The 25,787-nt window shown below is 68.9% G+C and carries 28 protein-coding genes and 1 tRNA gene; 13 read left to right on the plus strand and 16 right to left on the minus strand.

Annotation, left to right across the window (positions count from 1 at the left end):
* The first annotated feature begins 36 nt into the window (after positions 1-36).
* Positions 37-109: transfer RNA gene (locus ACQP10_RS04370), tRNA-Thr, on the plus strand.
* Between the two features lie 61 nt (positions 110-170).
* On the opposite strand, the gene ACQP10_RS04375 is transcribed toward ACQP10_RS04370, so the two are convergent.
* Together ACQP10_RS04375 and ACQP10_RS04380 are read right to left on the minus strand one after the other, a co-directional pair.
* Positions 171-743, minus strand: a complete 573-nt coding sequence (locus tag ACQP10_RS04375; protein ID WP_433540934.1) for a site-specific integrase — start codon at positions 741-743, stop codon at positions 171-173.
* A gap of 12 nt (positions 744-755) precedes the next feature.
* The gene (locus tag ACQP10_RS04380) at positions 756-1,199 is read right to left on the minus strand and encodes a hypothetical protein (RefSeq protein WP_433540935.1); all 444 of its coding nucleotides are present in this window, start codon (positions 1,197-1,199) and stop codon (positions 756-758) included.
* Between ACQP10_RS04380 and ACQP10_RS04385 the strand changes: the two genes are divergently transcribed.
* Positions 1,200-1,511, plus strand: coding sequence for an NUDIX domain-containing protein (locus ACQP10_RS04385; protein ID WP_433541876.1), 312 nt, complete (start codon positions 1,200-1,202; stop codon positions 1,509-1,511).
* A 103-nt stretch (positions 1,512-1,614) separates the two neighbouring features.
* Here the strand turns inward: ACQP10_RS04385 and ACQP10_RS04390 are convergent, their stop codons facing one another.
* Positions 1,615-2,649 (minus strand): hypothetical protein, encoded by a 1,035-nt coding sequence (locus ACQP10_RS04390; protein WP_433540936.1) that lies wholly within the window; start codon positions 2,647-2,649, stop codon positions 1,615-1,617.
* A gap of 402 nt (positions 2,650-3,051) precedes the next feature.
* Here ACQP10_RS04390 and ACQP10_RS04395 point away from each other — a divergent pair, with 402 nt between their 5' ends.
* Positions 3,052-3,300 carry a DUF6221 family protein gene (locus ACQP10_RS04395; RefSeq protein WP_433540937.1) on the plus strand — a complete coding sequence of 83 codons (249 nt, stop codon included), beginning with the start codon at positions 3,052-3,054 and terminating at the stop codon, positions 3,298-3,300.
* 569 nt (positions 3,301-3,869) lie between these two features.
* On the opposite strand, the gene ACQP10_RS04400 is transcribed toward ACQP10_RS04395, so the two are convergent.
* Positions 3,870-4,415: an SMI1/KNR4 family protein gene (locus ACQP10_RS04400; RefSeq protein ID WP_433540938.1), complete on the minus strand. Its 546-nt coding sequence runs from the start codon at positions 4,413-4,415 to the stop codon at positions 3,870-3,872.
* A gap of 330 nt (positions 4,416-4,745) precedes the next feature.
* Here ACQP10_RS04400 and ACQP10_RS04405 point away from each other — a divergent pair, with 330 nt between their 5' ends.
* Entirely contained in the window at positions 4,746-5,297 is a 552-nt protein-coding gene (locus ACQP10_RS04405) for a hypothetical protein (protein ID WP_433540939.1), read from the plus strand.
* A 422-nt stretch (positions 5,298-5,719) separates the two neighbouring features.
* Entirely contained in the window at positions 5,720-6,499 is a 780-nt protein-coding gene (locus ACQP10_RS04410; RefSeq protein WP_346017651.1) for a carbon-nitrogen hydrolase family protein, read from the plus strand.
* A gap of 76 nt (positions 6,500-6,575) precedes the next feature.
* Here the strand turns inward: ACQP10_RS04410 and ACQP10_RS04415 are convergent, their stop codons facing one another.
* The 3 genes from ACQP10_RS04415 to ACQP10_RS04425 all read right to left on the minus strand — a co-directional run bounded on the left by ACQP10_RS04415 (position 6,576) and on the right by ACQP10_RS04425 (position 8,338).
* Complete coding sequence (locus ACQP10_RS04415) at positions 6,576-6,761, minus strand: tyrosine-type recombinase/integrase (RefSeq protein WP_346017650.1); 186 nt, start codon at positions 6,759-6,761, stop codon at positions 6,576-6,578.
* A 125-nt stretch (positions 6,762-6,886) separates the two neighbouring features.
* Positions 6,887-7,306: a replication initiator gene (locus ACQP10_RS04420; protein ID WP_433541877.1), complete on the minus strand. Its 420-nt coding sequence runs from the start codon at positions 7,304-7,306 to the stop codon at positions 6,887-6,889.
* Between the two features lie 570 nt (positions 7,307-7,876).
* Complete coding sequence (locus ACQP10_RS04425) at positions 7,877-8,338, minus strand: SAM-dependent methyltransferase (RefSeq protein WP_346017649.1); 462 nt, start codon at positions 8,336-8,338, stop codon at positions 7,877-7,879.
* Positions 8,339-8,477: 139 nt separating this feature from the next.
* Between ACQP10_RS04425 and ACQP10_RS04430 the strand changes: the two genes are divergently transcribed.
* Positions 8,478-11,210, plus strand: coding sequence for an ATP-binding protein (locus ACQP10_RS04430; protein ID WP_399499073.1), 2,733 nt, complete (start codon positions 8,478-8,480; stop codon positions 11,208-11,210).
* On the opposite strand, the gene ACQP10_RS04435 is transcribed toward ACQP10_RS04430, so the two are convergent.
* From ACQP10_RS04435 to ACQP10_RS04445, 3 genes are read right to left on the minus strand one after another with little or no spacing between them, the layout of a single operon-like run.
* Entirely contained in the window at positions 11,141-12,184 is a 1,044-nt protein-coding gene (locus ACQP10_RS04435; protein ID WP_346017647.1) for an MBL fold metallo-hydrolase, read from the minus strand. The genes ACQP10_RS04430 and ACQP10_RS04435 overlap by 70 nt on opposite strands.
* On the minus strand, positions 12,185-12,607 hold the full coding sequence (locus ACQP10_RS04440) for an SRPBCC family protein (protein WP_346017646.1): 423 nt from the start codon (positions 12,605-12,607) through the stop codon (positions 12,185-12,187).
* Positions 12,604-13,857 carry a M24 family metallopeptidase gene (locus ACQP10_RS04445; RefSeq protein ID WP_399499074.1) on the minus strand — a complete coding sequence of 418 codons (1,254 nt, stop codon included), beginning with the start codon at positions 13,855-13,857 and terminating at the stop codon, positions 12,604-12,606. The genes ACQP10_RS04440 and ACQP10_RS04445 overlap by 4 nt, the downstream gene beginning before the upstream one ends.
* 372 nt (positions 13,858-14,229) lie before the next feature.
* Here ACQP10_RS04445 and ACQP10_RS04450 point away from each other — a divergent pair, with 372 nt between their 5' ends.
* Complete coding sequence (locus ACQP10_RS04450; RefSeq protein ID WP_433541878.1) at positions 14,230-14,658, plus strand: CPCC family cysteine-rich protein; 429 nt, start codon at positions 14,230-14,232, stop codon at positions 14,656-14,658.
* Positions 14,659-14,988: 330 nt separating this feature from the next.
* Here the strand turns inward: ACQP10_RS04450 and ACQP10_RS04455 are convergent, their stop codons facing one another.
* Both ACQP10_RS04455 and ACQP10_RS04460 read right to left on the minus strand, forming a co-directional pair.
* Positions 14,989-15,339: a hypothetical protein gene (locus tag ACQP10_RS04455; RefSeq protein ID WP_346017644.1), complete on the minus strand. Its 351-nt coding sequence runs from the start codon at positions 15,337-15,339 to the stop codon at positions 14,989-14,991.
* On the minus strand, positions 15,336-15,554 hold the full coding sequence (locus ACQP10_RS04460; protein ID WP_346017643.1) for a hypothetical protein: 219 nt from the start codon (positions 15,552-15,554) through the stop codon (positions 15,336-15,338). Before ACQP10_RS04460 ends, ACQP10_RS04455 begins: the two co-directional genes overlap by 4 nt.
* 150 nt (positions 15,555-15,704) lie before the next feature.
* Between ACQP10_RS04460 and ACQP10_RS04465 the strand changes: the two genes are divergently transcribed.
* Both ACQP10_RS04465 and ACQP10_RS04470 read left to right on the plus strand, forming a co-directional pair.
* Entirely contained in the window at positions 15,705-16,445 is a 741-nt protein-coding gene (locus tag ACQP10_RS04465) for a helix-turn-helix transcriptional regulator (protein ID WP_346017642.1), read from the plus strand.
* Between the two features lie 803 nt (positions 16,446-17,248).
* Complete coding sequence (locus ACQP10_RS04470) at positions 17,249-17,764, plus strand: hypothetical protein (protein WP_346017641.1); 516 nt, start codon at positions 17,249-17,251, stop codon at positions 17,762-17,764.
* A gap of 611 nt (positions 17,765-18,375) precedes the next feature.
* Here ACQP10_RS04470 and ACQP10_RS04475 read toward each other — a convergent pair.
* Complete coding sequence (locus ACQP10_RS04475; RefSeq protein WP_399499079.1) at positions 18,376-18,993, minus strand: superoxide dismutase; 618 nt, start codon at positions 18,991-18,993, stop codon at positions 18,376-18,378.
* A 384-nt stretch (positions 18,994-19,377) separates the two neighbouring features.
* On the opposite strand from ACQP10_RS04475, the gene ACQP10_RS04480 reads away from it, so the two are divergent.
* The gene (locus ACQP10_RS04480) at positions 19,378-19,977 is read left to right on the plus strand and encodes an SMI1/KNR4 family protein (protein ID WP_389991057.1); all 600 of its coding nucleotides are present in this window, start codon (positions 19,378-19,380) and stop codon (positions 19,975-19,977) included.
* Between the two features lie 80 nt (positions 19,978-20,057).
* Here the strand turns inward: ACQP10_RS04480 and ACQP10_RS04485 are convergent, their stop codons facing one another.
* Together ACQP10_RS04485 and ACQP10_RS04490 are read right to left on the minus strand one after the other, a co-directional pair.
* Entirely contained in the window at positions 20,058-21,392 is a 1,335-nt protein-coding gene (locus ACQP10_RS04485) for a hypothetical protein (protein ID WP_433540940.1), read from the minus strand.
* A gap of 77 nt (positions 21,393-21,469) precedes the next feature.
* Positions 21,470-22,342, minus strand: coding sequence for an SDR family oxidoreductase (locus tag ACQP10_RS04490; RefSeq protein ID WP_346017636.1), 873 nt, complete (start codon positions 22,340-22,342; stop codon positions 21,470-21,472).
* Positions 22,343-22,470: 128 nt separating this feature from the next.
* Between ACQP10_RS04490 and ACQP10_RS04495 the strand changes: the two genes are divergently transcribed.
* Together ACQP10_RS04495 and ACQP10_RS04500 are read left to right on the plus strand one after the other, a co-directional pair.
* Positions 22,471-23,112 carry a TetR/AcrR family transcriptional regulator gene (locus ACQP10_RS04495; protein ID WP_399499082.1) on the plus strand — a complete coding sequence of 214 codons (642 nt, stop codon included), beginning with the start codon at positions 22,471-22,473 and terminating at the stop codon, positions 23,110-23,112.
* A 161-nt stretch (positions 23,113-23,273) separates the two neighbouring features.
* Entirely contained in the window at positions 23,274-23,930 is a 657-nt protein-coding gene (locus tag ACQP10_RS04500; protein ID WP_392572429.1) for a maleylpyruvate isomerase N-terminal domain-containing protein, read from the plus strand.
* A gap of 245 nt (positions 23,931-24,175) precedes the next feature.
* On the opposite strand, the gene ACQP10_RS04505 is transcribed toward ACQP10_RS04500, so the two are convergent.
* Positions 24,176-25,153: a DsbA family protein gene (locus ACQP10_RS04505; protein ID WP_346017633.1), complete on the minus strand. Its 978-nt coding sequence runs from the start codon at positions 25,151-25,153 to the stop codon at positions 24,176-24,178.
* Positions 25,154-25,211: 58 nt separating this feature from the next.
* Here ACQP10_RS04505 and ACQP10_RS04510 point away from each other — a divergent pair, with 58 nt between their 5' ends.
* Positions 25,212-25,769, plus strand: a complete 558-nt coding sequence (locus ACQP10_RS04510; RefSeq protein WP_346017632.1) for a TetR/AcrR family transcriptional regulator — start codon at positions 25,212-25,214, stop codon at positions 25,767-25,769.
* The last annotated feature ends 18 nt before the right edge of the window (positions 25,770-25,787 follow it).

Genomic DNA, 25,787 nt, shown 5'->3' on the forward strand with positions numbered 1-25,787 from the left:
CAGGCCGGGAGCCGACTAAACTCAGGAGGCGACCATGCCGACGTAGCTCAATCGGCAGAGCATCTGTCTTGTAAACAGAAGGTCAGGGGTTCGATTCCCCTCGTCGGCTCGCAAAGAGAAAGGCCCCTGAACAGGCGATACGCCGTCAGGGGCCTTCCTGTATTCGGCGCTCAGCCGGTGCCCTCGGCGTCTTTGGGAGCCACTTTGGGAGCCACCGGCCTTTGTCCGCCCAGTAGAGCCCCGGAGATCGCCGCCGTCGCCGCGCGCTTCTCGCCTTCCACGAGATGGCCGTAGACGTCCTTGGTGATCGAGGTGCTCGCGTGCCCGAGGATCTCGGAGACGACGTGCAGGGGAGTGCCCTGGGCGAGCATGAGCGAGGCTCCCGAGTGCCGTAGCTCGTGCGGGTGCCAGTGCCCGAGGCCGGCCTTGCGCGCCGGCCCGGAGAACAGGTGCGAGAAGGTGTCCGGGTCCGAGGGGTTGCCGGACGCGGTCAGGAAGATCAGCCCGTGCTCGGTCCACCCCTGCCCGGCCTGGAGGCGCTCGGCGTTGTGCGCGGCCCAGTGCCGCCGGAGCGCGTCGACCAGCTCCGGAGTCAGGCAGAGCGTACGGCGTGACTTCTTGGTCTTGAGCTCTGAGATCACCAGCCGGGTCTTCCGCTCGGCGCCAGGGGCGCGGTTCTTGATGCGCTTGACGACGTGCGTCACCCGCAGGGTCCCGGCGGCCGGGTCGAAGCCGTTCCACATCAGCCCGAGCGCCTAACCGCGGCGCAGTCCGAAGACGAGCGCCAGGAGGACGAGCGTTCCCATCCGGTGGCCGTCGACCTGGTCGAGGGTGAGCGTCCGGCCCTCGTCGGCGTCGATCCGGGGCGGCATGGACAGCGCCGCCACATTCCGCCCGACCAGGCCCTCACGTTCGGCCTGCCCGAGAGCCTTGCGCAGTACGGCCCGCATGTTCCGGACGCTGTTGGGCTTGTACTTCTCCCGTATCTTCTCGGCGACTTCGGCCTGGGTCTTGCCCGAGACCTTCTTGCGGATGCGCTTGCCGTCCGGGCCGTACCCGAGGGAGATCGCGCCGCGCCAGCGGTTACCCTCCTTGTAGATGGCTGCGCCGCAGCCGGGGCACTCTTCTTCGACGCGTAGGGACGCCTGCTCCTGGTCCGCCCTCGCTACAAGGACTACCGCGACATCCCGGGCAGCCATATCGAACCCGGTGAGACCCCGTTCCAGGCGTGCGTGCGCGAAGTCCACGAGAAACTCGGCATCCAACCGCCGATCGGTGGCCTCCTGGTGGTCGACTGGGCGCCCCACCCGCAGGAAGGCGACAAGGTCCTGTTCCTGCTCGACGGCGGAATTCTCAGCCCGAGCGCGCGCGACAACGTCCGGTTCGGCGCCGACGAGCTGGCCGGCTATGACTTCCATCCCGTCGGGGAACTGCCCAACCTCCTGATCGAACGCCTCGCCGGTCGCGTCACAGCCGCCGTGACCGCGCGCAGCCTCGGACGTCCGCCGTAGCTGGAGCACGGCCGGCAGTTGCCGAACTAAATCGGCGCCATCGCGTTGGAGACAAGCTCTTCGTGCACGATGAACGAATAGTCATCGCGTTGCCTGAGCGGCATCACGACCAGCGAGCCCGAACGATTCCATCCCCGTCCGGGAGTACTGCGGTGAGGGTCCCGAGCTGATCGACTGTGCCGGCCGGATAGACCCCGCAACGCCGAGCGCCCCGGGCTGTCTCCAACCAGGCCGGAAGATCGTCCTCGTCCAGCAGATAAGCGTGGTGAAGCTTCCCCGTCTCCCTGTCCTCGATCAGGCACATCGCTCCGATGACAGGGGAGCCCTCATGGAGGAGGCGCCGGATCTGTTCTTCGATCTCTGCCATCCTGTCGTCCTCGGCAGCCACCGGGACATCGGTGAAGACCGTTACCACAGCACGTGGTCTGAGAGCAGAACGGACCCGGGCGATCCCGTCTCCCGGTGTCACCAGGTGCCAGCGCCAGGCGTTGCCAGCCCACATCTCGAGCAACGGCAGCTCCCCGCCTGTCCGGGCCGCCAGCGACTCCACTTCCACCCAGAACCCCTCATCCGCGGGCCGAAACGTCATCGAATCGCCGCGATCAGGGCCGTAGGGCGAGATGAAGCACTCATCCACGAAGAGCCCCAGCTCACGTACCCGGTCTACCGTCTGCGAGCACGGCCGATGGCTGCCGACGTAAAGGTAGTAGTCCCAGCCGACCGCGACTCTGAAGCGATCCTCTGCCTCCAGAACGCACCACAGGCCGTCTTCGCGCAACATCGCCCGCACCAGTTCCAGCCCCGTCGTGAGCGACACCGTAAGACCGTCGTAGAAGTCCTCCGGTGACAAGCCGCCGGACACCGCCGAAACGTGGTCCGGCAGAAGAAACCCCGGGCCGAGGTCGTGCAGCTCGGGAGTGCGTACGGTCAGGTCGGTGACGCCGGACTCCTGAGCGAACAGCTCCACAGCTCTGACATGGGCTGCTTCGACCTGCTCATACCGCTCTCGGGTGAGCCGCCGGCCGTCGAAGACTTCCCCGATGTCGCTGATGGACGTCCAGTCGTCGCCGGTGAACGCTCCCGTCTCATTCCGCAGGCGCGGGTCGTACTTGGTCACTCTGAACTGGTAGTCGAGCATGCTCTATCTCCTCCGACTCATGCAAGGCCGTCGCCACCTCTCAAGAACGCTTCAGTGCACAACGCCGTGGCTGCTGAGGATTGCCGAATTGTTCTTGTATGGATCAAGGCGGCGGCGCGGCGCGCCGCCGCACGGCCCGCCACCCGAACGCCGCCCGAGCGTGCGGCGTGGCGCCGGTCTCGGCCGACGGCGGGACCGCGGACCGCCCGCCGCACCGCACACTCGCCGTACCCACCCCTTGGCCGCCGACTTGGGGCCGCACCGCCGCCTCGCCGGTGCGGATACGGTAAAACGCCGAGGTACCCAGAACACTGATCTCACTAGGATCCACCTTTGGGGTTTGGATGCGACCGCGTCAGGCCGGTGTTTGTGGACATGAGCTGAGGCGGAATAGTGGGTGACGTGGATGAGCTGGTCGCATTCTTATGCGACCGCATCGACGAGGACGAGCAAGAATGGCGCAACCCACCTCGAAAGCTGAGGTCGATAGCCGCGAAGATGCTCAGTGACGTCGGGACGAGACGACAGATAATCGACCGCATCTCCAACGGGGAACAGACCCATGATCACTTATTGACCTTAATGGCACTCGCCATGCGCTACTTCGATCACCCCGACTTTCAACCAAAGTGGTTGAGGTACCCAGACTGATTGCCTCCGGCGGGGGCGCTCCGGCTCCAGGATGATCAGGCGCGTCTTGCCGAAGACCGTAGGGGGCTGAGGTGGAAGTCCGATCATCCCGTCCGCCATCGACCCAGGCGGAGCCCAGCAGACCGACTCCTCCGGCGCAAGCCCATCTGTGACTGTTGGCATCCGATAATGGAGGAACGGCAGCCGGTGAACGTACACGCGAAGATGGGCTTGCGCCTCCGTCGCCGGCCCGCTGCCCTTCGGGTGGGTCGACGGCAGACGGGATGATCGGACGGGCGAGATGCGCGCGTCCGCGCAGGTGATGAGCCCGCTCGGGTTGCAGTATGGGTTGCAGTTCACTGCCGTACCCTGCCGTTCCAGTATGACCAGTCGGGCGTGTTGGTCTAGGTTGAACCGCATTGGACGGGCAAGATCCGAGCTGCTAATGCGGTTTGGCTGTACAGCCATGAATACAGCCAAGAGCGCGAGCGGTGGCGGACATCAGCGAACGACTACGGACGTCCGGCCGCCAGGCCGGAGCCCCGAACCTCGATCGAATCGACTTCTTTTAATCCGCTGCTTTGGGGTGATCACCTTCCCTCTGCCAGCCGTTGCCGGGCCGGCTCCCATGCCCGCATCTCGCTGTCTTCATCAGCGTCTTCTTCGTACCAGCCCCTTCCCGAGAGCCAGATCTCCAGCCAATCGGCCAGGCTCTCTGCATCGACGTGCCATGCGCGGTGCCAGTTGCCGGTGATCCCGTTTGGTTCGAAGAGCAGTACGGTCCCCTCGGGACTGCGGCAGTCCACGGCGGCGTACATGCCGCACCCCCAGTCCAGGATTGGCAGTACGTCCGCCGGCCAGTGCGTGTCACCGCTGGACTCTGGACCTTCTCGCTCCTCCTGGTAGTCGCTCACAGCGGTACGTCCTTCCCCCAGCAGCGGCAAGAACTGGTAATCGGGGCCGAAGCCGCCGTTGGCTACCTCGCGGTAAAGCCGCACGAGCACAGGAGGAAGACGGAAACCCAAGATGCGTTCCGCCTGTGCCACCTCCTCCGCCGTCGCAGGGGGAGGCAGGTGCTCAATGGTCGCATTCGCCTTGACGGACACTCGCCGGAGGAGATCATCGGTGTCTTTCACGACGACGATCCTGTCATTCGCTCACGACAGAGGGGCCGTACCGACCGCGGCGGCCGCTCCCTAGTCGCTACCCGGCGTTGTCCCATGTCGTTTCAGACGGACCGGTCGCGCCCGTTGGTCCAGGTTGAATCGATAGGGGCGGGCAGGATCCGAGCTGCTAATGCGGCCCGATAGTAAATCGACCGTGTGCCCTCAGGAGGGGAATCAAGGGGAACCACGGGAGGTAACGGAGAACGTATCCGCCTCGACACGGGGCGCAGCAGATCAGCGGACGGTGTACCGCAGTCTTCCGAACTGGTGACCCGATGTCGAGGCCGGTACCGTGCCCGGGTGCTCACTATCCGGATGAATGAGGCGGCGGCATCCGCGCTTCAACCGCTGGCAACCGTCGATCCGCCACCGGCCGTTCCTGCTCTCAGCCAGGAGCTCCGTGACAAACTCGCCTCGGGACTCACCTACAACGAGGGCGCCTGGATATTCACCGAGCACGTCGGCCAATGGGTGGGCGTGCCGGCTTCCGCTTCGGCGGCGATCGCCAAGATGGGCTGGCAGGACCTGTCCGGCTACGAATGGTTCGTCAACGCCTTCCATCTGGAGGACTACGCGCCGGTACAGGTCACGGACCTCGATGGGCAGCCGCAGATCAGCCGTGACGATCAAATCCTGTTGCTCCGACTCGGCAGGGTCGTCGCCGACAGCGTGTTCGACCTCATCCAAGCATTGCCGGAGCCGGTTCCCGTCCGATGTGTCATCGGCGGTGCATCCGGCACCTGTGTGGTGTTCCGCTTTCATCAGATCCGCCCCGGGGACGAGTGGATCGACGATGTCCTGAGGAAGTCGGACGACCCGGACATGATGGTCGTCATCGACCGCCATCCCTGAGTGTGCTCGGTTACGTGCTACAGGCAGGTTTCCCAGCGGGGCCGCTGCCGCCGAGTACGGTCCGGTAGAGGTAACAGCACCAATCTGGTTCCGGGAGCCATCTTGGGAGCCACCCGAACGGACGATCATGAACTGAGCCGGACGGGTCTGAACAGCCGAAGTCCCTGCGAGCAGCGTGGCGAACGGCTCTGAACGGTCCCGGACGTCGTTTGGGGACCTTGTAAACAGAAGGTCAGGGGTTCGATTCCCCTCGTCGGCTCGCAAAGAGAAAGGCCCCTGAACAGGCGATACGCCGTCAGGGGCCTTCTGCTTGTTCGGGTGATTCCGTGATCTTGCTAACGCGCTTGCTAACAGTGGCCCTTGGAAAGGACTGTCTACACAGTCAGCGGTGATCACACTTCCTGCTGCTACCGTCCTCGCTCGTGATCGTGCGTACGGCTGTTGCCCAGATTCCCGTCTCCTGGAATGTCCGGGAGAACCTCGCCGAGATCGCCCGGGTGGTGAAGGCCTGCGCAGGCGATGACCTGGTGGTGCTTCCAGAGGGAGCGCTGTCCGGATACGGCACTGATCTGTCTCCGCTCGCGGATCTGGATCCGGGTGAATTGGACAGGGCCATGACCGAGTTGGCCGAGCTGGCTGTACGCGGTGCCGTGCACGTGGTCTGCGGCTCCCTGATGTTCGACGCCGGGCGGTGGTGGAACACCGCGATCCTCTTCGATCCCGAGGGCGGGCGGAGCTTCTACCGGAAGATCAACCTGGCGATGAACGAACGGGGCGTGCTCGCCGCCGGGTCCGAACTTCCCGTACACCGGCTCGCCGTTCCAGGAGGAGCGGTTGATGTGGGGATGCAGATCTGTCGGGAGATCCGCTTCCCCGAGCAGTGGGGATATATGGCCCATTCGGGGGCAGGGGTGTTCGCCTACCTGACGAATGCGGCCAACCCTGATGAGCCCTCCGGGGTCTGGCGTAGCCATCTCATCAGCCGGGCGGCGGAGAACCAGCGGTGGGTGCTGGCCGCCAACGTCGCTGATCCGATCTCACACTGCCCGACAATGATCGTTTCCCCCCGAGGAGAGGTTCTCTCGGAGGTAGCCGGGGGCGAGCCGGCCGTGCTCCGTGCAGCGATCGACACCGACGCCGCTTCCGAGTGGTACCTCGGTCAGCGGCGCCGGGACGTCATCGAAATGCACTACTTGAGCTAGTGAGGTGTCTTCCGCGATGTCTTTCCAGGGGTTAGGAAGCAGCTCCGATGTCGTCTTCACCAAGATGAAAATGCGTTCACGCGTCGGACTCTTTAACCGCGTGGGCGAAGACGTCGGCAGCCGTCGCCGCCTGCTCGTGGATCACGTGGGCGTAGACCCGGAGCGTGATCGCCGGATCGGCGTGCCCGAGCCGGGCCGCCACCACGTGTACGGGGACACCGGCCAGGAGGAGCGTGGTCGCGTGGACATGGCGGGAGGTCATGAAGCCGCGCGTGGGGAAGCGGGGAGCCCGGTCTCGCACTGTTGTGCGCGCTGATCAGCTTCGGCATGAGGGCACTCACCGTGTCGGGATGGATCGGCTCGCCCCATCCGGTGGTGAACACGTAGTCATCGGCCCCCTTCCACCCGTCCCCGACCTTGTCGCGGTCGGCCCGCTGCTGCTCCCGGTGGCGGCGCAGGAAGCCGGCTGTCTCGCCGTCGATGCTCACCACGCGGGACCGGCCACCCTTGGTCGTGCCCTCCACCCGTTTGCCATCGATGACCGCGGTCGTTCCGGTGATCCGGATCTGCGGCACGTCCAGGTCGACGTTCGACCAACGCAGGTTGAAGGCCCGCGGCTTTGGCGATGTTGCGGCGGAGCGCCAGGGTGAAGCGCCGCCACAGCTCCGGTGATAGGGCGTTGAAGAGCACCGAGCCCGCGTAGTCGTAGCAGTCCGGGCACAGCGGCTCCCCGAGGCGCTCGTCGTCGGGAGCGTGGCGGACTCCGTACGCAGGGAGCTTCGGCGCCAGACGAGCTACAACGCCGATCCCGCCGAGATCCAGCGGATCCTGCGAGAGGAAGTGCTGCGTTCGGAGGCTCTGTCCTGAGTGGGCGCGTCCCCGATCACCGATGAGTGAAGCCGCGGACTGTCCTTCGAACCACCGTCGCGGTTCTGCCGTGTGACCGGTGGCAGCTCATCAAGCGCCCGGTGCGACTTCGCTAACGCGGGTGCTGACAACAGGTCTGGACGGACCTGGATGACCGTGGACCGAGGGACCCCGTAGAGCCCGCCCCACCAGGTCCGGAAGGCGGCCGTGGACGGCCCTGGACGGTCGTGATCTAACTCGTGATGAAGGGGTCTGAGGTTCGATTCCCCAAGGCGGCTCCAGGTCAAAGGCCCTCACCGGTTACCGGTGGGGGCCTTTTGCTAACAATCTCGCTCAAAGCTCGACCGCACCGCACAGACGAATCCACAACCTCTCATGATCTTAACCCCGAGCAGGGCCCTGGCCGGTTGCTGCGGACGCGTTCGGGAGAAGACCTCTGAAGGCGGCGGCGAAGGACTGCCACCTGTCTGGCGCCTGTGCCAGTGGATGTGCCGCGTACGGCCAGACCTTCTAGTAATAGGCGCGCATCAGCTCGGTCGCCCAGGCCGGCTGCACGGTCTCGCCCTGCGGACCGAATTCGGCCATGTAGGGCTTGATGTCCAGAACCGGGCTGCCGTCGAGGGCGTCCAAGCCGCGTACGTGGATGTCCACACCGTCCACGGCGAGCAGGCGGCAGCGGGAGACGCCCAGCCGGTTGGGGCGGTTCTTGGCTCGCTGGGCGAAGATGCCGACCTCCGGCCAGTCCGGATTTCCCCGAGGCCGACGGGCAGAGGTGCGCACCGAGGACGGATCGACGAGGTGAAACTGGAACACCACCTCCAGGTGCGAAAAGCCGTCCAGCCCGGCGAGGGCGTCCGGCCCGTAGCGGGTCCCGTCGAGGCGGATCAGTGCCTGTTCGATATTCCAGTCGTCGTCGAATGCCTCGGTGCGCCCGCCGACGACCGTTCCCACCGGCTCCACGACAATGTCCACGATTCTCCTCTCAGTGATCGGGTGTTGGCTGTCCCTGACCATATGGCCCCGCGGCTCCGGCGGGATCAGTCGTGACGACCTGAGTGTCCAGAGACGGCCGGAACGATCCCCAGGTTGGTTAGGTAGGGTCAGGGGCATCATGATCGGGCGAGATGCAGAGATCGCCGCCATCGGCGAGATGATCGCGAAGTCACGCGCAGGTCAGGGTACTGCCATGGCCGTGTACGGCGCGGCCGGCATCGGCAAGTCGGCGCTACTGGCGGAAGCCGCCCGCACGGTTCGAGACGACGACCATGCGGTGCTGCAGGCGACGGGTGTCGAGGCCGAGTCGGAACTGCCCTTCGCCGCTCTGCATCTCCTGCTGCGCCCGGCGCACCATCTCGTCGATAAATTGCCCACCACGCAGCGGGCGGCGCTGCGCGGCGCCTTCGGTGAGGGGGAGAGTGGCGCGCCCGACCGTTTCCTCGTCGGCCTCGCCGTCCTGACCCTACTCGCCGACCTCGCCGAGGAACGCCCGGTGCTGTGCTTGGTCGACGATACCCAGTGGCTGGACCGCGCGTCGCTGGACGCGCTGGTGTTCGCAGCACGCAGGCTGGCGGCGGAGCGGATCGCCATGATTTTCGCCGGTCGTGACGGCGCGGAGCCAGCTGTCTACGGCATCCCTGAGTTGCGGCTATCCGGTTTGGACAGGGCGGACTGCGATCGGCTCCTCGTGGAGCGCGTGGCGGGGCTCACGCCCGAGGCGCGCGATCGTGTGATCGAGGAGGCGGCGGGCAATCCGCTGGCTCTGCTGCACTTCGCCGGGACCTTGACCCCCGAGCAGCGGGCTGGGCACTTGCTGCCGGGGCCGCTGCACTCGTCAGGGCCATCCGTCCTGGCCGGCCGGCTGGAGTATGCGCTGCGCGCCGAGATCCGGCGGCTTCCCGAGCGCACCCGTCTGCTGCTCCTGGTGGCTGCGGCTGACGGCTCGGGCAGCCTGCGGCTCGTCCTGAAGGCGGCGCAGGCACTCGGAGCCGAAGCGGACGATCTGGCACCCGCCGAGCAGGCCACCCTGGTGGAGGTCTTCGACGACCAGCTGAGCTTCTGCCATCCTCTGGTCAAGTCCGCCGCCTACCACGAGGCGCCACTGGCCCGGCGGGTGGCCGCTCACCGCGCGCTGGCCGGCGTCCTCGATGGCCAGGACCACGCCGACCGCATGGCCTGGCACCTGTCGGCCGCCGTGCTGGAGCCCGACGAGGAGACCTCGGCCGTCTTGGCGGCCGCCGGCGAGCGTGCCAAGGCGCGCGGCAGTAACGCCTCCGCCGCCACCGCCTACGAACGCGCGGCGCAGCTCACCATCGACAGGGAGCGGCGCGCCAGATGGCTGGCGGCAGCCGCAGAGGCAGCGTTCGGCGCCGGACAGTTGTACCGCGCCGGCTCCGCCGCCGGCCGTGGTCACCGCCTGACCACAGATCCGGTACTGCTGGCCCGGCTGGCCACGGTACGCGCCGCGGTCGAAGCTGAACAGGGAGATCCGGGGCCGGCAGCGAACACACTGATCGTCGCTGCTGCGGGCATCGCTCAGGCAGCGCCTGCCGAGGCAGCCCCCATGCTGGCCACGGCCGCCGCCGAGGCATGGTTCGCCGGTGACCACGCCGCGCTCCGCCAGGTGGCAGAACTACTGGAGTCCCTCGAGACCCGCCCGATTCCCGTGGCAGCGGCGGTGCGTGGCATGGAGCGGGTGGCCGCCGGCGACCCGGCCACCGGCCTGCCGCTCCTGCGCGCGGCGATCCCCGCGAGTGGCGGCATCGACCCGGCCGACCGCGTCACCGCGACCTACGCGGTATTCAGTGCCCTGATGACCGGTGATGACGACGCGGCCTGCGCGCTGGCCGCCGCCCGAGTGGCGGCCAGCCGCGAGCACGGGCTTATCGGCGCCCTGCCGCACGCCCTGCAGTTGCTCACCCAGGCGCAGATCCTGCGCGGCAGGCACGCCGAGGCGGCCGAATCGGGCGCAGAGGCCTGGCAGGTCGCCCACGACACCGGGCAGGCCGGACGCCTGCGTCACCTCCATGGAATCCTGGCGCGCCTGGCCGCCATCCGCGGCGAGGACGACCACTGCCGGGATCTCGCCCGCCAAGCCGAGGGCACCGCTCAGGAACGCCACGGCTCCGGCTGGGGCGGCAGCGCGCTGACCCTGCTCGACCTGATCCAAGCCCGCTATGAGGCGGTGGTCGAACGCATGGCGCGCGTCCTGGACGGCCCGCTGGGCCACACCGTGATTGTCACCTTCGCCATTGCCGACTACGTCGAGGCGTGCGCTCGCCTGAACCAGCCCGACCGGGCGTCCGCCGCATTCACCCGCTTCGACGCCTGGGCGACGGCCAGCGGACAGCCGTGGGCGGCGGCGGTCGCCCAGCGCTGCCGGGCCATGCTCGCACCGCGCGATGAGGTCGAGGAGCATTACGGCACGGCACTCACCCTGCATGCCCGGGGAGGGCGGCCCTTCGAACAGGCCAGAACCCAGCTGCTGTACGGCGAGTGGTTGCGGCGGGCGCGGCGCCGTGCCGACGCCGGCGTGCAGTTGCGCGCCGCGCTGGACGCCTTCACCACCTTGGGCGCTGTGCCCTGGGCCGAGCGGACCCGCGCCGAGCTGGCCGCGGCGGGCGCTTACGCTGCCGTATCGCAGCCTCGTGCCGCGGCCGTACTCACTCCACAGGAGCTCCAGGTGGTCCGGCTGGCCGCGACCGGAGCCACGAATCGGCAGATCGGCGCCCACCTCTTTCTCAGCCCCAGAACGGTGGGCTTCCACCTGTACAAGGCTTACCCCAAGCTGGGCGTCTCCTCGCGCGCCGAGCTGGCGGGCATCGACTTCGACGTGTACAGCCGATAGGTGGCCAGGATGTTGAGCCGGTGCAGGTTCCGGCACAGCTCCAGCATGGCGCCAGTGGCCTTCTCCATCGGCAGCCCGTAGGAGGCCAGGGCGGATTCCAGCGACGGCTCCAGCCGATCGGCCGCCCACGGGTTGGCGCAGGACGCGATGGTCTCCTCAAGGGTACGGCCGGCCGCCACGGCTTCGGTGACGTCGCCGTCGAGTCGTTCCAGGTACGCGAGGAGCGCGTCGATGGCCGGGTGCGCTTCCCCCATGGGGCCGTGGCCGGGCACGATGGTTCGCAGCTCGGGGAGGTTCTGCTTCATCGCGTGCAGTGTGGCGATGTACGGGCGCGGCCCGCCCTGCAGCAGCATGTGGGCGATCCCGGCGTGGCACAGCAGGTTGCCGGTCCAAGCGACCTGCGCGTCGGGGACGTGGATCACGGTGTCGCCGGGGCCGTTCCCAGGTCCGAAGTGCCACAGGTGGACGATCCGCCTGCCCAGGTCGATCTCAGCATGGGTGTCGAACACCACGTCTGGCAGACGCCATGTGGTGACGGCGTCCAGCAGCGCCTCGTCGCCGTACATGTTGCCCGACCTGACCTGCTTCTCGTAGCTGAGATCGGCCATGTTCTCCCGATTGAGCCGGGAGGAGACGATGACGGTATCGGCGGGGAAGGCGAGATTCCCGAAGGTGTGGTCGCCGTGGTAGGTGGTGTTGGCCAGGTACCGGATCGGCCGGTCGGTCAGCTCGGCGACCAGGCGCTGGAGCTGGTGGGAGACGTCGGGGGTGATCCCGGCGTCCACGACGAGCGCGGCGTCCCTGCCGACGATCAGACCGTTGTTGTCCTTGGGCGGGAGGGTGGCCATGAGCGCGTGGACGCCGTCGGCCAGGGCTCGGGGGACCAGGCGTAGGCCGGTGGGAGAGAGGTTGGGACCTGCGTACCCGTCGGGGCGTTCGGCGATCTCTCGTTCGGGGATGCGTGAGGTGGTCATTCAGACCTCCACCAGCGTGCCGAGCCGGTCGAAGAGCTGCGACACCTGCTTGCCGAGCTGGGCGCGGACCAGGTGTTCCGCGAGCTTGGGCACGCCGTCGAGCTCCAGGTGGAACTCGACACGGCAGCCGGATTCCTCCTCCGCCACGGTGTAGCGCTGGGTGACGCCCGGGCGGCCGCCGGGCGCGGTCTGCAGGACGATTCGCCGATCGGGGACATACTCGGTGACGATGAGGGCGATCTCGGTACGGGTGCCCATCACCTTGCGCACCTGGGTGACCGTGGCGCCCTGCCGTACCGGACCGTCGACGCGAGCGGACAGGACGTCGGCCTGCCAGGCGGGGTAGCCCTCGAGGTCGGCGAGGACGGCGAAGACCCTCTCGGCAGAGACGAGATAGGCGGCGGCATGCTCGACAGTGATCACGAGGCGCTCCTCAGTAACTGCGCGGTGAAGGGGTTGAGCTCGACGGGGTCGTCGTCGCCGATGACGACGGTGCCGCCGAGGTTGGCCAGCCGGCCGCCGACGACCGCGTTGGGTTCGAAGGCGAAGGTCATGCCGGGGGCAAGCGGCAGCTCGCCGCCCATGGTCGGAACATCGAACAGCCTGCCGTACCGGCCTGCCTCGGGCAGCCGGCGCAGACCCGCGCCGAAGCCGCAGACCGGGCCCATCGGGTTCAGCAGGTGCACCAGCGGGTGGACGTTCCAGGCGTCGGCCTCCCGCAGTGGCGCTTCCATGGCCTCGACCAGGTCGCCGAAGGTGTTGCCCGGCCGGGCCGCGGCCAGGCCCGCCTCGTAACTGGCGCGGGCGATCTCTGCGGCGGCGAGGATGTCGGGGTGCGGCTCGCCGACGGCGATGGCGACCTGGTGCTGGGTTTCCTTCATGCCGAACCGGCAGAACACCTCGGCCATGATGACGTCGCCGTCTTGCAGGATCCTCGGCTCCTGCGGCCGGTACGACCAGACCGGGGGTCCCCAGGACACGAACCCGGGTCCGGTGGACAGCAGCATGCCGGGGGCGGCAACGCCCCGGCGGAAGGCGGTGGCCATCCCGGCGGCGTACACATCCGCCTCACTCACGCCGGGCGCCGCCGTCTCCAGCATCGCCCGCGCCATGGCGTCCCCCGCCGCCGCCGAGTAGGCGATGACGTCCAGCTCCTCCTTCGACTGGCAGGTGGTGGCGAACAGATATCCCAGACCGACCGGGACGAAACGTACGCCGGGGAGCTCGGCCAGCACCTCGCTCCACAGGCGGTAGGGCATGATCGGATTGATGTGGAACGGCGGGTAGGGGTCCAGGCCGAGCACGCCGACGGCGCCGGTCTCGATCCGGTGCTCGCGCAGAACCTCCACCACTCCGGCGGCGTGCCGGGCGACGCGGATGTTGCGCGGGGCGATCCACAGGTCGTCGCCGCGGCGCGTGGCCTCGATGTGGTCGGCGATCGGGAGTGTGGACCAGGTGAGCTGAACGGGGTCGGCGTCCCCACAGAAGATCACGATCGAGCCGGGACGGTCGTTGGTGAAGTAGGCGTCGGGCGCGAACGGAGCCAGGTCGACGCATTCGTGCTCGCCGTAGGCGATGAGGGCGTCGAGCCCCTCGGCCGCCATGATGTCGCGGGCCAGGCCCCAGCGGCGATCGCGTTCTGCCAGGCTGTAACGGGGGATGTGGTTGATCACATCGGGAACGCTAGGGAAAGACGGTGCCGGGGCGCTTCTGTCACGCTGCTGTACTTGGAGCGGTCTTCAAGGCATCCGTTTAGGTAACCCGCAGCGCCGGGGCCACCGTATTGCGGCTGATCCGTACTTCGGCCTCATCAAGGACAACGGTGGGGGACGGGCCGCCGACCTGTATGCGGTCCAGGTCGACCGGGGAACCGGCCCGATCAGGAGCACGAGGCAGACCACGTCGTCACGGACGTGTTCCAGGCGATGGAGATCCTGCACGGTGAACGTTGACCGAACTGCCGTGGGGTGATCCGCGAAGAAGTCCGTCCAGCGCGGATCCATGGGCAGACGGACAGGAGCGTTACCGTGTGGGGGGTGACGTTCATGAACGTCATCCAGCGAAAGGGAAACGACCTGTATCCGTGTCCGTGCTGCGGTTTCCTCACGCTTGAGGAGCGGGGCATGCACGAGATCTGCCCAGTGTGCTTCTGGGCAGGACGACGGGCAGGACGAGCACCCAATCACGTGATCTTGCTAACGTGGACGCTGACAACAGGTCTGGACGGACTTGGACGACCGTGGACTGAGAGGTCCCGTGGAGCCCGCGACACCAGGTCCGGAAGACGGCTGTGGACGGTTCTGGACGGTCGTGTTCCAACTTGTAAACAGAAGGTCAGGGGTTCGATCCCTCTCGTCGGCTCGCAGCTCAAAGGCCACTTCCGATCACCGGAAGTGGCCTTTTTGATCTCCGTACAGCAGCTTCGTACAACAACGGGGTCTGGCGATCCGCTGAGACCCCGGCTGTTCTTGTGACGGCGTTGCGGGTGGTCGCCGCCGGGTACGAGGATGCCTGCATGGTCAGGGAGCGACAGATCTTGGCGGGTTCGGGGGTGCTGTACCCGTCCGCGGACTTTCCCCCGGAGCGAGTAGGCGCTCAAATTCGGCAGGCGCTTCGGCTCGCTGACGTACAGAAGCCGCGGGTCCGTCTGAACGCCGCCGCGGTGGGCGACGGTTGAGTCCGATGGTGCGGGAGGGTACCGCCAGCAGGCTCTACCTGCTCGGCGCTGGCTACCGTCGTAGGTAAGCACTGAGACCCTCCATCGCTTGGAGGGCCTCATGGCCTCGTGTGCACAGTGCTGGTGATCAGCTTCCGCAGTCCAGGCTTCGGTTCGACCGATCGAGCGCCTTGCGGGTCTCCGGTGAGGGGATCTGGGTGTAGACGTTCATGGTCATCGAGACCTGCGAGTGCCGCAGGATGCGCATCGCGACCCGGGGGTGGACGTCGAGGGCGGTCGGGAGCGATGTGCAGGCGTGCCGGGTGTCGTGGACGTGGCAGCCGGTCACCCGCCGCGCCAGGCCCGCCGTACGGCTCGGCGGCACCTCGCCCAGGCTCATGCACCGGTCCTCCTGGCGCATCCCGATCAGGACGAGCGCGTAACCGACGAGGACGGTGGCCCCGAGTACGAGGGCGACGATGAGGGGGAGCGCGCTCACGTCCAGGTCACCCCCGCCTCGGCGAGACCGCGCGGGTGGCCGGCCGGGCGCCGGACCTCACCGCGCCGCCTGCTCGGCTTGCGGTGGCGCTGAGCCGTACGGCGCAGCCGGCGCGCCGAGGTGTGGCATTTGCGGCAGAGCGTCTGCCCTTCCTCCACGGCCGCGCCGCAGGCGCAGACCGGTCTCTCGTCCAGCGGGTTCACCAGGTCGATCATGGTCGTTGCTCCTTTCGCCGAGTCGGTGTCGTGCGGTGTGACACGAGAATCCGGTGAAAGGGCGGGACGAGATCACTACAGGACGGGACATGTTCAGGACGTCCGGTCTACGATTGCCAGGTCCCTGGACGTCCCCTCTGGGCAGGTGAAATGCCGAACGAGCGACTGCGTGCGGCCCTGTTGGAGCGCGGGGCGACGGTGGCCGGCCTGGCCGAGGCGATTGCGGTCGATCCGAAAACGGTGGAGCGGTGGATCACCAAAGATCGCACCCCGTACCGCAGGCACCGCTACGCGGTGGCGTCGTTCCTGCGTATGGACGAGGCGTACCTCTGGCCGGAGGCACTGACCCCGCAGCAGGCCGCCGCCGTGTCCGAAAGTGAGATCGTCACCGTCTACCCGCACCGCTGGGCCGTCCCCCGGGACGCCTGGGGACGTCTGTTCTCCGACGCCGAACAGGAGATCGGCGTGCTGGTCTACAGCGGGATCTTCATCGCCCAGGACACCGGCATCATGCGTCTGTTCGCCGAGAAGGCCAGGGCCGGTGTGCGGGTGCGCATCCTGCTCGGAGACCCGGACGCGCTAGAGGCCGCCCAGCATGGGGCGGACGAAGGGGCCGGTGACGGCATGGTCGCGCAGACCAGGATGGCCCTGACGCTGTACCGGCCGCTCCGGCAGGTCCGCGGCCTGGAGATACGGCTGCATCACACGATCCTGTACAACTCCATCTACCGTGGCGACGACCAGCTGCTGGTCAACGCCCACATCTACGGCAAGTTCGCCACCGATGCCCCGGTCATGCATCTACGCAAGGTCGCCGGCGGGGGCATGGTCTCGACCTATCTCGACAGCTTCGAGGCCGTCTGGGCCGACGCCACCCCGCTGGAGTCCTGACCGTGGCCCGCCCCCGGCGGCTTGAGGTGGAGCCGTACCGTGTCCTCGTAGTCGTCCAGGGCCGAGTCCGCAATGTGGCCGGGGAGTATGGACGGCTACCGGTCAGTCAAGCTGCCGCACATCCTTCTCCCGCCGGTAAGTCGGCCCCGGTGTCCCTGCAGCCGGTCACCCAACGACGGGGCCGTCCTTCACATCCTGGCGAGTTCGCTTCCGCACCAGATATACGACTCCGGCAACGAGCTTGAGCAGAATGCTCAGCGAGAGGAACACCCACATCCCTGTCAGCCAGGCATCCGGCATGGGCCCGCGAAACCCGGAGAGCCCGAACACCGTACCGGCCCCCATCCACCCGCAGAAGACGAAGGTGCACGCAGACCCAAGCCGATACAAAAAAGATCGCTGTACATCCATGCCGCCGACCCTCCCGCCTCATCACCCACGCAACCGACGCCTCCGGCTCCGGGATGATCGGTCGGGGGTGGTGCGCGCCGAGCGCGCCCGTTGCCTGCTGGCGCCGAGGCAGGCCACCATACGTGATGCGCTGGGAGACAGGAAGAGCTGAAAGCGATGGTCGGACTCGGCGCTCCTGACGATGCCGAGGATGAGGTGCTGAAGCCCACGGGCGCCGCGCTGCGTGACCACCCCGGTAGAGCGGGGGCTCACTCGGTATCCGCAATCGGATACGAAGGGTGCGTTCACCTCAAGCGAGTCGTGCCTATTCGTAATGTCAGTCGCATGCCCTAGCGTGTCCATCTGCCACAAGGCGGCCATGTCGCCGTGGACCCCGGGACAGGAGCGCTTACGTGGGTGTCTTCTATGAGTACTACCGCGCCGCGGACCGTGCTGCGGCGACCGTCCGACCCGAGCATTTCCGTGAGGTCGCCGATGCCTCGCTTGGTGTTCCGGAGTTCGATGTGGTGGTGACCAAAGGGATCGACCCCGATGTGGTCCTGGGTCAGCTCGTCGCGTTCGCCGGCCACGTCGACTATCGCCTGGGGCTGGTCGAGGCTGTGGTGCTGTATCCACCGCCGGAGGGTGCGCCGCGAAGCGAGGAGGAGTGGGATGCCCTACCCGAAGGCTCCCCGTACCTCGAAGGTCCCGGCATCATGGAGCTGTCGGCGAAGGCCCGTGACATGCTCGCCGATGTGGACGACGCCCGCCTGCCGATACTGGCGGGGCAGTGGGCGGCCATCGAGGAGTTCTCCCACTTCACCGATGATGACGACGGGTACATGCTGTCGCTCACGAAGGATCTTGTCGGTCTGGCACGTCGCGCGAGAGAGCATGATCAGCTGCTCTACTGCTGGTTCTCCTTGTGACATGCCTGGCAGCCGTGCCCGCTGCGTGCCCCAGGCGACGGGCGGTGTCCAGGCTGAGCGCGCCGATGATCGCCTCGTGCAGGTGGTTGCCCGGCGGAGCGGCCGGGGTGGGCCGGCCGTAGCACACGCCGGTCAGCCGGTCGCCGTCGTGGGCGGTCCAGGCGGTGAAGCCGGGCCGGGTGAGTGACCGGGCGAGCCGGGTGGGGTGAGCGCGCAGCCGCTCGGGCGTCTCAGACCAGGGCGGCGCGCCGTAACAGCGCTCGTACAGGGCGACGACGTCGGCCGACAGCCGTATGGCGCCGGCGACGTCGTGGCGGTGGCACCGGCGGGGCATCGGCGTCCTCGCTGCGGGGACCGGCCGGTCCGTGTCGTGGTCACACCGGGGAGCCGGACGGGCAGAGGGACTCGGGTGAAGTGGTCCGGGCGGAAGGGTCCGGGTGGAGGGGCTCGGGCGTATGAGCTCGGATGGAGGGGTCCGGGTGAAGGGGGCCGGGCGGGAGGGCTCGAACGGAAGGAGAGAGTTCGGTGCCCGCACGCCGGGTGGACCATCGCGCAAGGAAGGCCGGCGTACGGGCACCGGGTTCACGGGGCCCGGGATTCGGACGGCGTCGTCAGGAGACGGCGGGGGCGGCGTTCCTGGCAGCGGTGTAGCGGGCGATGACGTCGTTCCAGTTGATCAGGTCCCAGAGCTTCTCGACGTAGTCGGGGCGCACGTTGCGGTACTGCAGGTAGTAGGCGTGCTCCCAGGCGTCGAAGACCAGCAGCGGGGTGGTGTTCATCCCGACGTTGCCGTGGTGGTCGTAGACCTGCTCGACGATCAGACGGCGCCCCAGCGGTTCCCAGGCGAGCACACCCCAGCCGGAACCCTGCACGGTCGTCGTCGCCGTGGTGAGCTGCTTGGCGAACGCCTCGAAGGAGCCGAAGTGCTCGGCGATGGCGTCGCCGAGCTCTCCGTCGGGACGGTCGCCGCCGTCCGGGGACAGGTTCTGCCAGAAGATCGAGTGCAGCACGTGGCCGGACAGGTTGAAGGCGTAGGTCTTCTCCAGGCCGACCAGGCCGCCGAACTCGCCCTTGTCGCGGGCCTCGGCCAGGCGCTCCAGGGTGTCGTTGGCGCCCTTGACGTAGGCGGCGTGGTGCCTGGCGTGGTGGAGCTCCAGGATCTCCCCGGTGATGGCCGGCTCCAGCGCGGCGTAGTCATAGGGCATGTCCGGCAGGGTGTAGTTCCCCATCGGCGTTCTCCTCGCGATCGACGTAGTTGCAACTTACTTGCAATAGCACTATCTAAGCAATAACGCTCGATCTCGGGGAGGCCGCTCCGGCCTTCCACGTCACTCGTCCGCGCCTTCGAGCCCCGATCCGGCATGGGCCGACGACGCGGGATCGCGGGATCGCGGGATCGCGGGATCACTGCCGTGTCAGCCCTCACGATCGTCTTACGGTGTCTCCGCGCGGGGCCGAGGCGGTGATCGACGGTCCTCAACGGGAGCCGGAACCAGGCTGTCCCTTCCGGGGCACCGGAGACGAACCGGTCGATGCGGACGCGGACGGCCGCCGACCGGGCGGTGCCGTACATCGGCTGAGCTCCTTGATCGACTTGCCGTACGGTGTGCTTCGTGAGCACCCTCCATGTTCCCGGCGACACGCGTCATCCCTGGCCCGGCCTGCTGCGACGCGCGGGCCGGGCAGCCGTCGAGCGCGCGTCGTGGGATGTTCCCGAGCCCCCTGACCCTCGAAGCTGGCTGGGCGCACCCGGGGTCGTCGAGTCCGAGCTCGTGGAGCATGAGCGGCGTCTCGGCGTCAGGCTGCCGCCGAGCTACCGCGGGTTCCTCCGGGTCACCGACGGCTGGGACGGGAAGGGTATCGCCTGTGGCCCGCTACTGCCGGTCGGCCGGATCGGCTGGGTCCGCGACCTCGATCCGCAGCTGGTCGACATCTGGTCATCCCAGGACGACGACCTGCGCCCGTCCGACGAGGACTACTTCGTCTACGGAGAGGGTCAGGACACGATCCATGTCCGGGGAGAGTACGTGCCGGACACACTCATGATCGGTGAATACGACGACGGCGTATATCTCCTCAACCCGCATATCAGGACTCCGGACGGCGAGTGGGAGGCCTGGTACATGGCCCCCTGGCTCGCCGGGGCCGAACGCTGCCGCTCGTTCTGGGACCTCATGAACAGCCGGCTGCGGGAGTACGCGCGGCCTTCATAGAAGTTCACAGGGCCCTGCTCTGAGGATCCGGCGCAGGGCCGAGAGCTCCGGCTTCTAGCGTGACCCGCCGAGCGCGGTGGTCAGTTCGGGCAGGCGTCGCGGCAGCCGCCGAAGCGGCCGATGTCCGGCCGGGTGAAGCGGGTCTCCCGCGTCCCCCGCGCCGCCTCGGTCATGGTCTCCTTCCAGATCGAGCCGGGAACCGACGCGCCGTCCACCCTCGGGTAGTGGTGACCGCCGATGGTGACGTCCGTCAGCGGGTACCGGTACCCGCCGCGAGGGTCGCCGAGGCTGACGGCCGAGGCCAGGCCGGGGGTGTAACCGGCGTACCAGGCGGCGGTGAACGCGTCGGTCGTGCCGGGCATGCCCGCCGCCTGGCGGCCGATGCCGAGCGCGCTCTCCGTCAGGGCTTCGGACAGCACTCCGGTGACCGCGTCGGCGACCGCCGGGTCCAGGACCTGCCGGCAGCGCGGCGGGAAGAGACGCGGGGCGGCCGAGCCGTCGCGGATCTCCGTGATCACCGTCGGCTCACAGAAGCGGCCGCGGGCGGCGAGGCTCGCGTACGAATTGGCCACCGAGACGGGGTCGGCCTCGTTGACGCCCAGCGTGAACGTCTCCAGTTCCCGGAGCGGCGTCCCGTCGCCGCGCCTGAGCCCGAGCGACTCGGCCGTCCTGACGGTCTCGCACAGGCCGGTCTTCTCCGTAAGACGCATGTGGAAGGTGTTCACCGCGCCGTGGGTACCCGATCGCAGGGTGACGAACCGCTCCCCGCCCTTCTCCAGGTCGAAGATGACATGGGAGGGCTCGCCGACGGACTGGCCCGCGCAGTTCCTGAACGCCGCGTGGTCCGGGGCCCGGTAGACGTCCGAGACGGGGAAGCCGTCGTCGTACCGCAGGCCGGCGGCGAGCGCGGCGGCCAGGGTGTACGGCATCGCCGTGGTGCCCTGCTGGAGGGCCGCCCCGTCACCGGCGCCGCGGCTGGTGGCCATGGCCCTGATGGCGCCCTCGCCGGGGACGATCATGACCTGGGTGGCGACCGGCGCGTCGTCGCGGTGGACGTGGGCGTCGATGGCCCGCTGCGCGGCCCGCTGGAGCCGCTGGTCGATCGTCGTCCGGATCGTCAGGCCGTCGCGGGTGAGCAGCCGCGGGTCCTCGGCGAGCAGCCGCTCCCTGACATACCGGCAGAGGTACGGATATCCGCTGCCGGCGCAGTCGCCGGAGAACTCCTCGATGACGGCGCCCTCGACGTCCAGCAGGACGCTCTTCCCGGCCGCGGGGGGAGCCGAGGCCGGGACGGTGGAATCCGCGGCCACGCGTTCCGCGCCGTCACCGCCGTCCGCCGGGGCCCGTGACAACAGGAGGACCGCGACCAGCGCGCCCACCGCGGCGACGCCCATGAGCACCAGCAATGCCTTCATCGTCGCCCCTCGGTACGCCTCACCCCATATGTGGATCATCCAGGAGCGACGCGGCACAGGCAACCGGCTGGAACCGGTCAGGCGTCGTGGTCCGCGCCGTACCCGTCCGGGGCCGGGACGGCGTGTTCGGCGGCGCGGCTGACCTCCTCCCAGGCGGCCCAGGTGTCCATGCGCCGCCGGGAGACGTCGAGGGCCAGGTCGTAGACCATGCTGCCGAGCAGGAGCCGCAGCGGGGGGTTCGGGCTGTCGACGAGCTTCAGCACGGCCTCGGCGGCCAGGCGGGGTTCGCTGTCCACGGAGCCCTCGGCCCACTGCTTCTCCAGCTCGGCGCGCAACGGGGCGTAGGCGGGGAGAGGGGTGGTCGAGGTCATGCGGGTGTAGAGGTCGGTCCAGTAGCCGCCGGGCTGGACGATGGTGAGCTTCACACCGAACGCCGCGGCTTCCATCGCGAGCGCCTCGCTCATGCCCTCCAGCGCGAACTTGCTCGCGCTGTACATCCCGGTGCTGGGGAAGCCGCCGAGGGCGGCGATGCTGGAGATCTGCAGGATGTGTCCCGATCCCTGCGCACGCAGGTGCGGCAGGACGGCCTGGCTCACCCACAGCGCGCCGAAGAAGTTGACCTCCATCTGAGCGCGCGCCTCGGCCTCGGTGAACTCCTCGACCATTCCCGAGGACATGGCGCCCGCGTTGTTGACGACGATGTCGATCCGGCCGAAGTGCTCGTGGGCGGCCGTCACCGCGGCGAAGACGGCGTCACGATCGGTGACGTCGAGGGGCATGGTCAGCAGGCGGCCCTCGTGCTCGCTCACGAGGTCGCGCAACGGGCCGACGTCCCGGGAGGTGGCGGCCACCCGGTCGCCGCGCTCCAGCGCCGCCTCGGTGAAGGCGCGGCCCAGGCCGCGGCCGGCGCCGGTGACGAACCAGGTCCTGGGGGTGTGCGGGGTTTCCAAAGGGGGCCTCCACTGACCGAAATTGTGACGAGACGGTTCGTCTCGCCGAGATGCCCTTCACCATGTCCCATCGATCGTCCTATGTCAAGACGGACCGTCTCGTCTCATGTCTGTGCTACGGTGACGTCATGACTGATCAGCGCCGTCCGTCCGCCGGCGTGGCCCGGCGCAGCGAGACCTCCCGGCGAGCCGTTCTCACCGCCGCCTTCGAGCTCGCGGCCGAGGTCGGGTACGCCAAGCTCAGCATCGAGGGCATCGCGGCGCGGGCCGGAGTCGGCAAGCAGACCATCTACCGCTGGTGGCCGTCCAAGGGCGCCGTCCTCTTCGACGCCTTCCTGATGTTCACGACGGGTGAACCCGGCGAGGGAGGCGGCGGGGAAGGTGGCGGGGAGTCCGTCGAGGAGGCCGCCCTCCCCGACACCGGGGACGTCGAGGCCGATCTGAAGACGGTCATGTTCGCGACCGTGGACGAGCTGAACGACCCCCGTTACGACCGGACGATGCGCGCGCTCAGCATCGAGATCGCCCACGACGCCGACCTCGCCGCCCTCTACGCGGAACGGCTCAACCGGCCGATGCGGGAGCTCAAGAAGAGGCGTCTTCGCGCGGCCCAGGAGGCCGGGCAGCTCGCCGCGGACCTCGACCTGGACGTCGCGGTCGATCTCCTGTGGAGTCCGCTGCTCGTCCGCTGGCTGCACCGCGAAGGCCCGCTCACCCACGAGTACGCCGCCGCGCTCGTCGAGACCGCCCTCGGCGGAATGCGCCCCTGAACGACCTCCCTCTCCCGCCCCGCGCGGGCGACGGCCGCGACGGCCCGGCTTCCGCGGTACGGTGGCCGGTTTCCGCGGTCGCGGTGGTCGACCTCGCGGTCGCGATGGTCTGCTTCGACGATGCGACGGTCGGGTTTCCACGGGGCGGTATGGTCCGTGGCATGTCGCAGTCCCGTGAAGCCGCGCCGCCCCGGTCCCCTGTCACCGCCGACGACCTCGACGAGGCCGTACGGCTCGCCATGGACGTCGTCCGCCGGGTGCCCGCGACCGCTTGGGACGACATGGCGGGCTCGCTGGAGTGGAGCCGCTGGGAGACCGTCGAGCACCTCGGCGACGACCTCTTCGCCTACGCCGCACAGCTCGGCCTCCGCACGCCGCCCGGCGACCGCGAGGTGCCCTTCCGCCTGGAGCGGCGCAGGCCCGGGGGCCCGCGGAACACGATCCACGCCGATCGCGCGGCGGGGCCGGACGGATTGCTGCAGGTGCTGGAGACGAGCGGCGCGCTGCTGTCCGCCATGGTGCGCACGACACCGCCGGAGCTCCGCGCCCACCACGTCTTCGGGGCATCCGACCCCGAGGGCTTCGCCGCGATGGGAATCGTCGAGGCGCTGGTGCACACCCACGACCTGGCCGGAGGACTCGGGCTCGGCTGGGCGCCGCCCGCCGGACTGTGTGAGCGGGTCCTGGCCAGGCTGTTCCCGGACGCCCCGAGGGACACCGGCCCCTGGCCCACCCTGCTGTGGGCCACCGGGCGCGGCGAGCTCCCCGGCCGTCCCCGCCTGACCTCCTGGCGCTGGTACGGCGAGCCGCGACCGTAGCCCGCCGGGCACCCCGCCCGTCCGGCGACGGCACAGCCGATCACCCGTGAGGGGAGCACGGCCGGGCGGCCGGGCGCGGCTCAGCCGTACTCCGGGAGCATGGCCGGCGTCACCGGGGCCGGGCGAGTCAGAAGCAGGGCTCGGCCGTACCCCGGGGGCATGACAGGTGTAACCGGGGTACGGCCGGGTCAGAAGCAGGACTCGGCCGTACCCCGGCCGATGACCGGCGTCATCAGGGGCAGGGATCAGTCGTACTCCGGGGACATGGCGGCGGCCATGCTCAGGTGCGGGGCGGCCTCCTCGGCGAGGCCCTGCCGCTGGAGGGTGCGGCCGAGCAGGTGCCGGGCGTAGGAGTCGTCCGGAGTGTCGCCCACCAGCCGCTCCAGCGTGGCGCGGGCCCGGCCGAGCTGCGCCGAGGCGAAGTAGGCGCGGGCGGCGAGCATCAGCACGTTGCGGTCGTCGCCGTACGCGTCGAGCAGGGGCCGCAGCAGGACCAGCGACCCGAGCGGGTCGCGCCGGTCGAGGAGGGCCTCGGCGTGGCGCAGCCGCTCCACCTCGTCGGGCAGCTCGCGGCGGTGACCGCCCCGGGCGATGAACTCCCGGATCACCTCGGCCGGCTGGGCGCCGGCCAGCGCGCGGTCGCCGACGACGATCGTCGGAGAGGTCGCCACCCCGCGTGCCTTGCCGACGAGGAGCAGTTCCCGCACCTCGTCCTCGCCCGCGCCGGTCTCCAGCAGCGCGGCGCCGTCGGCGAAGCCGGCCTCGGCCGCGACGGCGGCGAGCGTCCGGCGGTCGCCGATGTCGGCCCCGTCGACGAAGTGGGCCCGCATCACCCGCTCGGCCACGGCGTTCTGCAGCTCCGCGCCGCCGTGCTCGTGGGCGAGGAACAGCAGGCGGTGCGCGTCGTGGCTGCTCGCCCGCCAGGCCGCTCCCCAGCGCGGGCCGATCCCCTCCGCGGCGGCGATGTCGGAGACCCGCGTCCGGTTCTCCCCGGGGGACAGGCCGGGCGCGCAGACGCGCAGCGCGTTGTCCACCGCGGGGTCGGCGAGCGCCTCCTCAATGGGGGTGGACCGCGCCGGCGAGGTGGGGTCGATCCGGAACGGCCGCCACACGACCTCGACGGGAACACCGTCGAAGGCCGGGTCGGCCAGTGCCGCCTCCAGCCGCCGCTTGCCGATGTAAGCCCATCCGCAGACCACGTCCGCCCAGATCTCGATTCGCATACCCGGCAACTTATACGACATGTGTTGATTATGCAACGCCTGTTGTATAGTCCGGGGCATGAAGGCGGACGATCCCCGAGTACGGCGCACCCGGGCGCGGCTGCGCACCGCGGTCCTCACCCTGGCCGCGGAGAAGGACGTGGGCGCCATCACGGTGTCGGAGGTGGCCAGGTGTGCCGGGGTGAACCGGGCGACGGTCTACCTGCACTTCCCCGACGTGGACGCGCTCGTGACCGACGCCATGGAGGAGGCGGTGGCCCAGGTGGCCCGGGCCGCCGCGCTGTGCCCGCGCGACGCGCCCCGCGACCGGACCCCCGAGCCGTTGACCGTCCTGTTCGGGCACGTGGCCGCCGCGGCCCCGCTGTACCGGCGGATGCTGGGCCCCCAGGGCAGCGCGCTGTTCGTCGTGCGCATGCGTGAACGGCTGACCGCCGAGCTGGCCGGGCGCTTCACCGGCGGGCACCGCGCCGGAGGGCTCGACGACGTCCCGGCGGAGACGCACGCCGCCTACCTGGCCGGCGCCCTCACCGGTGTGATCGCGCACTGGGTCACCGGCGACCCCCCGGCGCCCGCGGAGGAGGTCGCGCTGGCGTTCTGGCGCCTCTTCCGCACCTGACAGCCGCCCGAACCCGGT

Origin of the sequence: Streptosporangium sandarakinum (genome assembly GCF_050942225.1) — a bacterium.
GTDB lineage: Bacteria > Actinomycetota > Actinomycetes > Streptosporangiales > Streptosporangiaceae > Streptosporangium > Streptosporangium nondiastaticum.